The organism is Streptomyces sp. NPDC056883 (genome assembly GCF_042788835.1).
In the GTDB taxonomy this organism is placed as follows: domain Bacteria; phylum Actinomycetota; class Actinomycetes; order Streptomycetales; family Streptomycetaceae; genus Streptomyces; species Streptomyces stoeckheimensis.
In genome coordinates this window covers 232,716-244,877 of record NZ_JBHUBS010000013.1, presented here as the reverse complement: position 1 = coordinate 244,877, position 12,162 = coordinate 232,716, and the positions used below count along the sequence as shown (strand labels likewise).

The following is a 12,162-nucleotide window of genomic DNA, read 5'->3' as shown; positions in this document are numbered from 1 at the left end:
CTATAGGAGCGCCCGCCCTGACGACTCAAAGAGGATCCTGTCTTGACCGAGCAGCTTCGACTGATGGCCGTCCACGCCCACCCCGACGACGAGTCGAGCAAGGGCGCGGCCACCATGGCCAAGTACGTGTCCGAGGGGGTGTCCGTGCTGGTCGTGACCTGCACCGGCGGTGAGCGCGGCTCCGTCCTGAACCCCAAGCTCCAGGGTGACAAGTACATCGAGGAGCACATCCACGAGGTGCGCGCCAAGGAGATGGACGAGGCGCGCGAGATCCTCGGCGTCGACCAGGAGTGGCTGGGATACGTCGACTCCGGTCTGCCCGAGGGCGACCCGCTGCCGCCGCTGCCCGAGGGCTGCTTCGCGCTGGTGGACGTCGACGAGGCGGCCGGCCGCCTGGTGAAGAAGATCCGCGCCTTCCGGCCGCAGGCCGTCACCACGTACGACGAGAACGGGGGCTACCCGCACCCCGACCACATCATGACCCACAAGATCACGATGGTGGCCTTCGATCACGCGGCCGACACCGAGAAGTACCCCGAGGCCGAGTTCGGCCCGGCGTACCAGCCGCAGAAGCTCTACTACAACCAGGGCTTCAACAAGCCGCGCACCATCGCCCTGCACGAGGCGCTGCTCGCCCGCGGCCTGGAATCCCCGTACGGGGAGTGGCTGGAGCGGTGGAAGGAGTTCGAGCGCAAGGAGCGGACCCTGACCACCCACGTGCCCTGCGCCGACTTCTTCGAGATCCGTGACAAGGCGCTCATCGCCCACGCCACGCAGATCGACCCCGACGGCGGCTGGTTCCGCGTCCCGATGGAGATCCAGAAGGAGGTCTGGCCGACGGAGGAGTACGAGCTCGCGAAGTCCCTCGTGGACACTTCCCTCCCCGAGTCCGACCTCTTCGCGGGCATCCGGGAGAATGCGTAGCTATGAGCGCTACGCACGAAGCAATCGTCCAGCTCCTCCCGCTGGCCGGCGACACCTTCGACAAGAACAAGGTGACCCCGGGCCTCCTCGGATTCGTCGTGTTCGCGGCCCTCGCCCTCGGGGTGTGGGGCCTGATGAAGTCGATGAGCCGCCACATGGGCCGCGTCGACTTCAAGGAAGCCCCCGAGCCCGCCCCGACGGAGGGCACGCGCGCCCCGTAGGGGCCGTCCGCCCGCGGTGACCGCCGCCCCGCCGTTCACGGCCGGGGCGGCGGCTTCCCGCGCGCCCTACGCCGAAGGCAGCGGCACCGGGACGCCCATGATCTCCCGCGAGTGCAGGTTCGGTACGAGCGACAGCCGCCACGCCTGCCAGCCCTCCGCCGGGTCCACCCCGCGCGCCAGGATCACCGTGTACGACTCCAGGCAGTCCTCCAGCCGCCCGTCCCGCTTCGGATGCGGGGCCGCCGCCAGCCGTGCCAGCTCCGTCCGCGCCTCGTCCGGGGCCGCCGGGAGCGCGTACGGCAGGAGCGTGCAGCGCAGGAAGCGCGCCCAGTCCTCCCCGCGCCGGTCCCCGTAGGAGATGAACAGCCGCACCGCCTCCTCGCAGAGGTCCAGCGCCTGCGCGGTCCGCCCGTTGCCCGCGTCCACCACCGCCAGCTCCAGGCAGGTCCATGCCTCCCCGTGGGCCAGCCCGATGCGGCGGAAGTCGGCCCGGGCGTCGACCAGCAGCTGACGGGCGAAGCCGGAGTTCTTCAGGTTCCCCGTCTGCGCCGCCCGCTGGTCGCGCGTGACCCGGCCCGAGTGGTGGCGGGCGTGCGCCAGCCCGTACACGTCCCGCATCCGGGAGAACATCGTGCGGGCCCGCTCCAGCTCCCGCACCGCCCGGTCCCGCTCCCCGGCCTCCTCCAGCGCCTGCCCGAGGTAGTACAGGGTCCACGCCTCGCCGCGCGCGTCCTCCGCCTCCCGGTGCCGGGCCAGCGCGTCCCGCAGCCGGTCCAGCGCCGGCCCCGGATCCCCGTCGACCACCCGGGCCCGGCCCAGCTGGGTCAGCGCCCATGCCTGGCCCCGGTCGTCGCGCGTGCGCCCGTACAGCTCCAGCGCCAGGCGCAGCTCCGCCTCCGCACGCGGCACCTCGCCCAGGCGCAGGTACACCTGGCCGAGCTGGAGGTGGGCCCAGGCCTCGCCGTGCACGCTCTCGCTCTCCCGGTGCAGGACGAGGGATTCGCGCAGCAGCCGCAGCGCCTCCGCGAGGTGGGCGCGGTCGCGCTCCACCGCGCCGAGCGCGTGCAGGCCCCACGCCCGGTCGCCCGCCAGCTCGTCCGGAGCCTGGAGCACCAGCGCCTCGCGGATGCGCGCCGAGGCCTCCGGGAGGTTGCCCTGGTGGTGCAGGGTGATGCCGAGCGAGACCAGCGCCATGCCCGCGCCCGCCTCCTGCCGGGCCTCCATGTACTGGTCGACCAGCGAGGTCAGCGTGGTGCGGGACTTGTCCAGCTCGCCGAGCTGGCGGGCCGCGATGCCCGTGCGCCACTGCACCGAGCGGACCAGCAGGCCCTGGTCGACGGCCTGCGTGAGCTCGTTGATCTCACCGAGCCGGTACAGGTCGCCGCGCAGCAGGCAGAAGTCGCAGAGCGCGCCGAGGAGGTCCAGGACGGCCTGCTGGTCCACGCCCTCCGAGTGGCGCAGCGCCGCCGTGATGAAGCTGGACTCGTCGTCCAGCCAGCGCAGGGCCGCGTCCAGGGAGGCGAAGCCGTGCCCGCCGACCGTGCCCGCCTTGGACAGGACGCCCGCCCGCGTGGACATCTTCCCGTCGACCATCCGGATCACCGAGTCCGCGAGCTGCGCGTACGTACGGATCAGCCGCTCGTGCGCCGCCGCGGCGTCGGCCCGGTCCTCGTCCTGCGCCAGCCGCGCCGCCGCGTACGCACGCACCGCGTCGTGCATCCGGAACCGGTCCCCGCGTACGTGGTCCAGCAGCCCCGCCCGCGCCAGTTCGGCCAGCAGCCGCCCGGCCTCCACCTGGTCCGCGTCGATCAGCGCCGCGGCGGCCGCGGCCCCGAGCGAGGCCCGGCCCGCCAGGGTCAGCCGGCGCAGCAGCCGGCGCCGCTCCTCGGGCAGGGCCGCGTAGGCCAGGTCCAGGGCGGCGTCCAGCGAACCGCCCGCCTCCGGTGCCTCCCCGACGTCCCCGAGCGGGGCCAGCACGCGCAGCGCCAGCGGCAGCCCGGCGCCGAGCGCGAGCAGCTCCCGTACGGTGTCCTGCGGGTACGCGGCTGCGGGCGTGCCCGCCGTACGGACCAGCTCCGCGCCGGCTTCCTCCGCCAGCCGGGTCACCGGCAGCTGGTACACCCAGGCCGCCAGCTCGGCGGGCAGCTCCAGCGGCTCCCGGGCCGTGACCAGGACCAGGCTCTCGGAGCGCTCGGGCACGAGCATCCGTACCTGCGCGGCGTCCACGGCATCGTCCAGGACCACCGCCACCGGGGTGCCCTGCACATGCTGGTGGTACAACTCGCCGAGCCTGCGCACCTGTTGCTCCGCCGACGAGCCCTCGCGGAACAGCAGCTGCTCACGGGGCGCACCGAGCCGGTTCATCAGGTGCAGCAGTGCTTCACGCGTCGGCAGGGGAACCGCCGAGGGTGCGGAGGCGCCCCCGCCGCGCAGGTCCACCACGCAGGCGCCCCTGAACTGGTCCCGCAGCGCCTGCGCGGCGTGCAGGGCGAGGGTGGTGCGGCCCACCCCGGGCTCCCCGTGCAGCACCACGACCACCGGGCGGGTCTCGGTGCTCGCCCGGGCGCTGTGCACCCATTGTGCGATCCGGGCCAGCTCGGCCCGGCGGCCCACGAACGCGCCTTCCAGTGAAGGGAGTTGACCGAAGGACTGCTCCAGCATGGCCCGCCGGCGGGCCTCGGCGCTGCGATTGGCCCCGCGCAGCTGGAGGGCGGAGCCGGTGGTGCCGGCGGTCCCGTTCACCTTGGGCGGGGCGTGCAGCGCCGCTGCCACCTTGCGCTGCTGCTCCAGGAAAGGGCGTATCCCGCGCACCTCCAGCGCCGACAGCCACTGCAGCTTGAGCTGCTCGGCGCCACCCGGCCGGCCCAGCTCCCCGGCGCGCCGGTTCGCCGCGGGCAGGTGCAGGGCCGTCACCTTGGCCACGGTCGCCGTCGCCCCGGCCACGCCCACGACGGCACCGGTGGTCAGTGCGGTGCCGATCGCCACGCTGAAGGCCAGGTCGGCCACGATCGCGGCAGCCGCAGCAACTCCCGTGACCAGCAATGCAGTCGAGGTGTTCGCGCGCCGGAAGGCCTCGCCGAGCGACTCGTCGCCCGCCGCCGCCTCGTCCAGGGCGCGGGTGTACGCCTCGTACTCGGTGGCCGCGCTCGCCGCGAGCGAGTCCAGAGCCTGCCTGCCGCGCGCCAGCAGCGCCGCTTTGGCCTCCGGAGTCGCCGCCGCCCCGCCCGCTCCCCGCCGGGACTCCTCCTCCACGGCCCGCCCCAGCAGCCGCTCGGCCTCACCGCGATGACTGTCCCGCATCGGCATCCCCCTCAGAGAGCTCCGGCATGGAGCCTCAAGTGTCCGCCGTGACGGTCGAGAGCGCGAGAGAATCTGAGCTAGTTCAGAGGGAGTTGACCTCAGAGGGGAGAGCGCGACGTCCCGGCGAGCCGGTCACACCCAGCCCTCGCGGGTGGCGAGCACGCCGGCCTCGAACCGGCTGTGCGCATTGAGGCGGGTCATGAGATCGGCGGCGAGCCGGCGGACCGTGCGCACCGAGATGGCGAGGTGGCGTGCGGCGACCTCGTCGGTGGAGCCCGCGGCGAGCAGGCGCAGCAGTTCGCGCTCCTGGGGTCCGAGGCCGCGGTGGTCCTTCGGCAGCGGCACGCCCCAGGGGGTGCCGTTCCTCCACACCTCCTCGAAGAGCATCACGAGGGCCATGACGGCTCCCGGGCTGTGCAGGACCAGGGCGCCCTTGAGGGGGTTGCCCGGCTCCAGGGGGACGACGGCGACCTTCCGGTCCACGATGATCATGCGCATGGGCAGCACGGGAACGGTGCGGGTCTCACTGCCGAGTGCGGAGAGCCAGCGGACGTAGCCGGTGGTCGCCGCGTCGTTGCGCAGGCTGTCCTGGTAGATCGAGCGCACGGAGACACCGCGCTCCAGGGCCAATTGGTCGGGCCCCTTGGCGGCGGACATGTCCTCGGGGCGCTGGGCGCCGCCGATGACGAAGGACAGGCACTCTTCCTTGGTGCTGTCCGCCAGTTCCTCCAGGCGGTCGCGGACCGCGTCGATTCCGTCGAGGCATTCGGCGACCTCGGGGAGGAATTCCCGGCGGGCGCCGCCGTACTCGGCGGCCAGTGCGGCTATGGATTCCTTGGCCTCTTCCAGCTGCTTTTGATGTCGTGTCAGAGAGGCGCTCTGGCGGGCGTGCAGTGCGCTGAGACTTACCCCCGGATCGACCGGACGAAGGCCCTCCGAGCCTGGTCCGCTGGGGCGCAGCAGATGGAGATGGGCCAGTTGGTCCAAGGCGGTTCGCACCGCGTTCTCGGTAAGTCCCGAGCGGGCGCACAGTTCCTCGATCCCCAACTGGGGGGAGTCCAAGAGTGAGCGGTAAACTACTTCAGCGGCTGGTTCCAGGCCGAGTGCTTCGAGCAAGGCTGCACCTCTTTCGTGCTGGTACGGCGACGACAGGGGTCGGGGTACGCGACGTTCTGCGATTCCGAGTGGTCGTAGCCGTCCAGCGAGAGGCGAATGGGCGGTATTGGGGCATGCGGACGCCTGCGGATGGTCTGTCCGCAGTTGTCTCCCCTGATTTCCCGTACGCCAAGCACGCTGCTCTGCACTCCCCCGAGGTCAGTTGGACGCCGACGTTCCCCTGTCGGCGTCCGAGGGATCATAGCTCGTTTCGGTAACGGGCACACGATTCAATTGGCGCGATCTCGGCGTACTGCTTCTTGACGATATGAGTCCACGAAGCCTGTGAAGTGCGGCATGCGCCCTCCATGCCCTTTGGCCTCAAAAGGTTATGTCCGGAAAGCGCGCCTGCTGCGCGCCGGATCCGGACTGGCATCTCGCGGCCAGGCACGAGACTGCCACGGGGAAGAACAGCGTGGTCAACGCCCTGCCGGGGGGTGCTCGGGCTTGCACCATGGTGACAGCGCGGATCATGCCACCCTGAAGTCCTTACGGGGCGGGGTGGGGGCGGGCCAAGCTCTAGTCATCGCCAGCCGGTCGAGCCCAACGGCAGCCAGCTGAAGCGGAATTGACCTCCCCCACTTCTGAGGAGTATCACCATGCCTGGAAAGCTGCGTTTTAAGAACTTTGCCCTGGTTGCACTGCTCGCTCTGGTCGGAACTTTCACCGCTGCCGGCCCCGGTGCCGCAGACACGGAGCCCGCTGCGAACGTCGTAGTGTCGGCGTCCGGCCCGTCCGACACCTTCACCTGGGGCCCGTGATCCGAGGAGCAGTTCCATGCTCGCTGTACTCATCCGTATGATCCCGGCCCCCGGTGCCGATAAGGCAGGATCCGGCGTGGTCGAGGAGGTCGTCTGGGCGACGGCCGAACCGCAGGACGGCCTGGAACACCTCACGGTCATCGACGACGCGGAGGGCCGCTTCGGCCTCATGGCATTCATGTCCGCGGTCGACAAGGTGCGGGCAACCGCCCAGGCCCGGAAGCTCATTGACCGTGCTGTGAGACGGGCAGGCGCCTTACGGGGCTGGAGCGTCGTCGAATGCTCCGCCGTGGACCTGTCCCGGGAATCCGGTTCCGGTGTCGGACTGATCGTCCCTCAGGGAACCCGCATCTTCGACATGTAGCCGCAGCCGAGCCGGTTGAGCTGGGTGATCGCGGGAAGCGGACCCCGGGGCTGAAAATCGACCCCCTGTCCACAACATCACCACACCGCCACACCAGTAGCTCCTCGCTCGGGTTGCTGCAATGCCGTCGCCAAGGTCGTCTCCGACCGAGGCGACTGCTTGCGTTGTGTCCTCCGGACCGACGATTCGATGTCAGATCACCGCACCGCCGCCATCGGGCACACCGGCGTCGCGGCGCCGACCCGCCGGGTGCGGAACCGTTCGAGGATCTCCGCCGCGGGAACCTTGGAGCCGGGCGTGCGCAGACTCGATTCTCGATCGCCGCCGAACCTGGAGCAGACCGCGATGTGCGCGTCGTACGCCGTCGACATCGCGTCGAGCAGCTGCCTGTAGGACTTGTCCACCGCCGGGGCGGGCGTCGCGAGCAGCGGCTTGACCCGGTTGAGCAGCTTGAGCAGGATCCGGTGATCGCGCACTTGGAGACCGCTGAACTTGGCATTGATGAACGGCGGCATCATCGCGGGGCGCACCGAGTCCGCGTAGTGCGTGCCCGTGAAGTCGCCGGCGTACCGCATCGACGTGCCGGATCCGATCATCAGCACCGTGGCGTCCTCGATCAGCCGGCAGGCGCCGTCGACGTCGTCCGGATCGTCCTTGAGGTACTCGTGAAGGCAGCCCACCGAGACGATCAGGGCCTGGATGAGCGCGAAGAACACCTGGTGGCCGAGGCGCCAGCGGGTCAGGGGGTCGCTCGTGGTGTCGTCGAGCTCCGTGCCCGTGCCCTGCGTGCGGACGCGGGCCGCGTCCTCGAACGGGGTTCCCGCGACTCCCATCCGCCACAGCCCGTGGAAGGTGGTCCAGAACGACTCGCGCAGTTGGGCCCGTTCGCCGGTGCTGAGGCTGATCCCGGCCGCGATGGCGTCGCCGAGCTGGCTGCGGAGGGATTCGAGCATCGTGTAGGTGAACGTTTCCACCGGGTTCCCGGTGACCCGGACCGCGCCGAAGAACAGGTCGTGTTCCTCGTAGAGGTCCTCCGGAACGGACTTCCGCTCCGCGTCGGTGTACTGGGCGGAGGCGACCGGCGCGGCCAGGCAGGCCAGGGCGGCATCGACGGCGGCCCACGCGCGCCGGTCCGACTCGTGCGGGGGTATGTCGAGGACGGTCCGCAGGGCGTCCGCCGTGCGGAGGTTCATCAGGTCCGTGACGGCGCTGCGTGAGGTGGGAAGCTGTTCCGCCTTCAGTAGGTGGAGGGGCGGGACATTCGCATGATGAGCCTGGGTTTCAACCTCAATCACTTCACAAAATCCTTCGCGTTGAACGGGGTGTGCGCGATCCGGGACGGCAGGAGGAGCGGCCGGCTATTGGGCGGCTGACTCGCCGGTAACAAACGCGGCGGACTCGTCGGTAACAACGGACTCATCGGTAACAAAGGAGACCGGCAGGCTGCTGTATCCGCTGAGGAACGTCGAGAGGAGCGGCTTGGGGTCGCCCGCGAGCTCGATACGGTCCACCGTGGCGCAGAGGGTCTTCAGGACGGCGGTGATTTCGGCTCGCGCCAGGTAGGACCCGAAGCAGAAGTGGGATCCGGCGCCGAAGGAGAGGTGCTTGTTGGGCGTCCTCGCCAGGTCGAATACCTGCGGGTTCGGGAAGACGTCCTCGTCGCGGTTGGCGGAGCTGTTCCAGAGGATGACGTGGTCGCCCTCCCGGATCGTCCGGCCGCCGATGGTGACCTCGGCCTTCGCCGTGCGACCGGTGTGCATGGCCGGCGTCGTCCAGCGCAGGATCTCCTCGATCGCACTGGAGATCTGGACGCGGCCCTCCTTCAGCGCCCTCCACTGATCGGGGTACCGGGAAAAGGCGTGCACGGCGCCGATCATGGCCAGCCGGCTGGTGTGATCTCCCGCGAGGATGAACCCGTAGCAGTTGACGACCACTTCGTCGTCGGTCATCGGCACACCGTTGATCTCGGAGGTGGCCATCGCGCTGATCAGGTCGTCCTGGGGATTTTCGCGGCGGGCCTCGATGATCTCCTGGCAGTAGATGAGGAGTTCGTTGCGGGACAGCCAGATGTCCTCGGCGGTCAGCCCGTCCTCGTCCGTGCTGAGCGCCTTCTGGCTCAGGTCGAGGAGGTACTGGTGATCCTGCGACGGGAAGCCGAGGAGATCGCAGATCATCCCCATGGGGATGGCTTCCGCGACCTCCTTGGCGAAGTCGAAGGTCCCCTTGGCCATGGCGCTGCCGATGAGCTGGTCGACCCGCTGCTGCAGCTTGTCCGTCACGGCCTTGCGGGTCCGGGGGCTGAACGCCTTCAGCAGGATGCTCCGCATGGCGTTGTGGCGCGGTGCGTCGGTGAGCGCGAGGATCTTGCCGGCCGCCGGATCGCCGCCGGGCTTGTGCAGCGAGGACATCATGTTTCCGGGCTTCGAGCTGAAGTGCTCGGAATCCTGCAGCACGGCCATGACGTCCGCGTAGCGGGACACCACCCAGAAGGCGGTTCCGCGCTCCGTGGCCGGGTGCAGATATACGGGCTGCTCGGTCCGGGCGCGCCGCCAGAAATCTTCCATTCCGGGGTGCAGGAATGCGCTCGGGTCCGTGAGGTCCACGCGGGTGAGGTCCTCGGTCAGTGTGCCTCTATGTGACATGTGAAATCTCCTGACCCTCGGGACGAGGGGCTAGTGCATGGATGTTCGCGGGCCGGAAAGGTCGGCGATGAGCAAAGCCAATCGGTCCAGCGCTGCTTCGATCTGGTCCGGCGATACCGCGCTCAGGGAAAGGCGCAGCTTGTCCTCTCCACCGGGGCCGTCGTAGAAGTGGCTCATCGGTGTCCACAGCACGCCGTACTTTCCGGCGCCGTATTCCAGCGCGGCGTTGTCGGCGATGAAGGGAACGGTCACCACCACGAAGAATCCACCGCTGGGAGCATTCCAGGAGACCTGGTGGTTTCCGCCGGGCGGGAAACGCCGGCTCAGGCCGTCCAGCAGCAGCCGCAGATTCCCGCGGTAGAACCGGATTTCCCTGGTGTTGGCCTCGACCAGACTGCAGTCGTGCTCCAGCAGCTTCCCTCCCGCTATGGCCTGGGCCACGGGCGGGGTGTTGACGGTGAGCATGCTCTTTATCTTGGACAGTTCGTCCGCGAAGAGCGTGAATTCTCCCTCCGCCCCGGCGACGTGCTGATTCGCGACGACGAAGCCGATACGGGCTCCGGGGAAACAGGTCTTGGAGAGCGAGCCGAGATAGACGACCCGGCGCGCGGTGTCGAGTGCCTTGAGCGTGGGCAGGCGCTGTCCGTCCTCGGCCTGGAACAGGCTGTACGGATTGTCTTCCAGGATCAGCAGATCGTGCTCGGCCGCGATGGCGAGCAGTCTCCGGCGGGCCTCCAGGTCGAGGCTCGCGCCGGAGGGGTTGGCGAAGTCAGGGACGAGGTAGAAGGCCCGGGGCCGCTTGCCGGCGGCGCGGACCGCCTCGATCTGGTCGACCAGGTCGTCGAGGTCGATCCCGCGCTCGTCGTCCCGTACCGGCCATACGGGCATGTCCACCAGCCGTGCGGCACCCGTCAGTCCGACGTAGCCCGGCGACACCGACAGGACGACGTCGTGCTCGTCCCGGCGCAGTGCCCGGAGCACCAGGAACATCGCCTCCTGGCAGCCGACCGTGACGACGATCGACTCGGGGTCCACGTCGATGCCCTCGTCGCGGACGAGGTGCCGGGCGAGCAGGTCGTGGATGATGCCCTTGGTCCGGCCGTACTGGAAGAGGGTGCGGCGGACCGTCTCCGGGTCCGCCCCCTTCTCGGCCGCCAGGTGGTCGCAGAAGATCTGCAGGTACCGGGACAGGTCCTCCACGTCGTAGAAGTCCTCGCGGGGCCGGCCGGCGGCGAGCGAGATGGCCCCGGGGAACCGGCTGGACACCTCGTTCAAGAAGTTCATGGAGGCCAGCGCCGGGTCCTGGAGCGCTGCGTGCAGCCGATCCGTACTGAGGTCGGCGGCCAGGAGTTCCACTCCGCTGTCGTTCATGCGATCTCGCTTGCCTAGGGGGACCGGCGGTCCCGCGACTACTTCGAGGTGGACTACTTCGCCGACGCGCCGGCAGGCTCTTCCGCGGCTTCCGTCGTGTCGGCCGTGGTGTCGGCCTTCGGGTCGGCCGCCGGGTCGCCCAGTGCTTCCGTCGCCGCGCGAATCGCGCGGTTGCTGAGCGCGGGGTAGCTGGCCAGGGCCACCAGGACCATCAGGGCGCCGCCCCAGATGAAGGGCGTCCGCAGGGAGACCGTGCTCGCGAGGTAGCCGCCGAGCAGACCGCCGACGGGCGCGCCCACGAGGGAGATCAGCCGGCTGGCGGAGAGCACGCGGCCGCGGATGTTCGCCGGCGCGAGACGCTGGCGCAGCGAGCCGACGACGACGATCTGGACGCTCATCGAGAAGCCGATGACGGCCATCATCGCGCCGGCCACCCAGGCGCTGTCCGTCAGGCCCTGGCCGATGATCGCCAGTCCTTCGAGCGACATGCCGAGCACGCGCATGGTGCCGACCTGGAGCTTCTTGGAGATCGTGGTGGCCGCGAAGCTGCCGATGAAGGCACCGACGGCGGTCGAGCTGAGCAGCAGGCCGTAGCCGACCTCGCCGAGACCGAGCTCGTTCTTGGCCAGCAGGACCAGCAGCGACATCTGGGCGGTGAAGACGAGGTTGCCGACGGCGGCCGTGCCGGACAGCGTGCGCAGGACCCGGTGCTTCAGCAGCCAGGTCAGACCCTCCGAGACCTCGGCGCGCAGGTTCCTGCGGACCGGTTCGTCGGTGGGCGCGTTCCCGAAGTCACCCTTCAGGGAACCGACACAGATGGCGCTGACCAGGAAGGAGATCGCGTTCCCGATGAACGGCAGGGAGTGCGACACGGTGAAGAGCACACCGCCGAGCGTGGGGCCCACGAGCTGCTCACCGTTGATCTGGGCGGCGGAGATCCGGCTGTTGCCCCGGATGAGCTCCTTCTCCCCGGAGGTGACCACCGGCATGACGGTCTGTGCGGCGATGTCGAAGAAGATGTCTCCGCAGCCCAGCGCGAATCCCGCCACGATCAGCATGTAGATGTTGATGTTGCCGGTGAGGACGGCGACCGCGAGCAGGGCGAGGATGGCGAGCCGGACGAGGTCCGCCCGCAGCATCACCTTCTTGCGGTTCCACCGGTCCACCAGGGCTCCGGCCGGCAGACCGAACAGGAACCAGGGCAGCATCGCGACCGCGCCGGACGCACCGATGAGCATGGGGTCATCGGTCAGCTGGACCGCCAGCAGGGGCAGCGCGGCCATCTGGACGCCGTCGCCCAGGGACGAGGAGATCGTCGCCACCCACACCTTGTTGAAGCTGCTGCTCATGCGCGGCTGGGCTTCCTTCTCTTTACTGCTGAACATCACGTTTCTCCTGAGATATGCGTTCATGGATGGCTGTAC

The 12,162-nt window shown here is 69.7% G+C and carries 9 protein-coding genes; 3 read left to right on the top strand and 6 right to left on the bottom strand.

Annotated features, from left to right (window positions below):
• The first annotated feature begins 42 nt into the window (after positions 1-42).
• Together mca and ACFRU2_RS28655 are read left to right on the top strand one after the other, a co-directional pair.
• Positions 43-924: a mycothiol conjugate amidase Mca gene (gene mca / locus ACFRU2_RS28660; RefSeq protein WP_243340633.1), complete on the top strand. Its 882-nt coding sequence runs from the start codon at positions 43-45 to the stop codon at positions 922-924.
• Positions 925-926: 2 nt separating this feature from the next.
• Positions 927-1,145 carry a hypothetical protein gene (locus ACFRU2_RS28655; protein WP_382977232.1) on the top strand — a complete coding sequence of 73 codons (219 nt, stop codon included), beginning with the start codon at positions 927-929 and terminating at the stop codon, positions 1,143-1,145.
• 66 nt (positions 1,146-1,211) lie between these two features.
• Here the strand turns inward: ACFRU2_RS28655 and ACFRU2_RS28650 are convergent, their stop codons facing one another.
• Both ACFRU2_RS28650 and ACFRU2_RS28645 read right to left on the bottom strand, forming a co-directional pair.
• Positions 1,212-4,445 (bottom strand): tetratricopeptide repeat protein, encoded by a 3,234-nt coding sequence (locus ACFRU2_RS28650; protein ID WP_382977229.1) that lies wholly within the window; start codon positions 4,443-4,445, stop codon positions 1,212-1,214.
• A 132-nt stretch (positions 4,446-4,577) separates the two neighbouring features.
• The gene (locus ACFRU2_RS28645; protein WP_382977226.1) at positions 4,578-5,444 is read right to left on the bottom strand and encodes a LuxR C-terminal-related transcriptional regulator; all 867 of its coding nucleotides are present in this window, start codon (positions 5,442-5,444) and stop codon (positions 4,578-4,580) included.
• A 933-nt stretch (positions 5,445-6,377) separates the two neighbouring features.
• On the opposite strand from ACFRU2_RS28645, the gene ACFRU2_RS28640 reads away from it, so the two are divergent.
• Positions 6,378-6,725 (top strand): hypothetical protein, encoded by a 348-nt coding sequence (locus tag ACFRU2_RS28640; RefSeq protein ID WP_382977224.1) that lies wholly within the window; start codon positions 6,378-6,380, stop codon positions 6,723-6,725.
• 197 nt (positions 6,726-6,922) lie between these two features.
• Here the strand turns inward: ACFRU2_RS28640 and ACFRU2_RS28635 are convergent, their stop codons facing one another.
• The 4 genes from ACFRU2_RS28635 to ACFRU2_RS28620 all read right to left on the bottom strand — a co-directional run bounded on the left by ACFRU2_RS28635 (position 6,923) and on the right by ACFRU2_RS28620 (position 12,123).
• Positions 6,923-7,918: a hypothetical protein gene (locus tag ACFRU2_RS28635; protein WP_382977222.1), complete on the bottom strand. Its 996-nt coding sequence runs from the start codon at positions 7,916-7,918 to the stop codon at positions 6,923-6,925.
• 165 nt (positions 7,919-8,083) lie between these two features.
• Positions 8,084-9,367 (bottom strand): cytochrome P450, encoded by a 1,284-nt coding sequence (locus ACFRU2_RS28630; protein ID WP_382977220.1) that lies wholly within the window; start codon positions 9,365-9,367, stop codon positions 8,084-8,086.
• A gap of 30 nt (positions 9,368-9,397) precedes the next feature.
• Positions 9,398-10,738, bottom strand: a complete 1,341-nt coding sequence (locus tag ACFRU2_RS28625; RefSeq protein ID WP_382977218.1) for a PLP-dependent aminotransferase family protein — start codon at positions 10,736-10,738, stop codon at positions 9,398-9,400.
• Between the two features lie 53 nt (positions 10,739-10,791).
• Positions 10,792-12,123, bottom strand: coding sequence for an MFS transporter (locus ACFRU2_RS28620; RefSeq protein ID WP_382977216.1), 1,332 nt, complete (start codon positions 12,121-12,123; stop codon positions 10,792-10,794).
• Between the last annotated feature and the right edge of the window lie 39 nt (positions 12,124-12,162).

Coding starts and splice junctions, on each gene's coding strand:
- ACFRU2_RS28655 (WP_382977232.1), top strand. CDS start 927: ATGAGCGCTACGCACGAAGCAATCGTCCAGCTCCTCCCGCTGGCCGGC.
- ACFRU2_RS28650 (WP_382977229.1), bottom strand. CDS start 4,445: ATGCGGGACAGTCATCGCGGTGAGGCCGAGCGGCTGCTGGGGCGGGCC.
- ACFRU2_RS28640 (WP_382977224.1), top strand. CDS start 6,378: ATGCTCGCTGTACTCATCCGTATGATCCCGGCCCCCGGTGCCGATAAG.
- ACFRU2_RS28635 (WP_382977222.1), bottom strand. CDS start 7,918: ATGAACCTCCGCACGGCGGACGCCCTGCGGACCGTCCTCGACATACCC.
- ACFRU2_RS28630 (WP_382977220.1), bottom strand. CDS start 9,367: ATGTCACATAGAGGCACACTGACCGAGGACCTCACCCGCGTGGACCTC.
- ACFRU2_RS28625 (WP_382977218.1), bottom strand. CDS start 10,738: ATGAACGACAGCGGAGTGGAACTCCTGGCCGCCGACCTCAGTACGGAT.
- ACFRU2_RS28620 (WP_382977216.1), bottom strand. CDS start 12,123: ATGTTCAGCAGTAAAGAGAAGGAAGCCCAGCCGCGCATGAGCAGCAGC.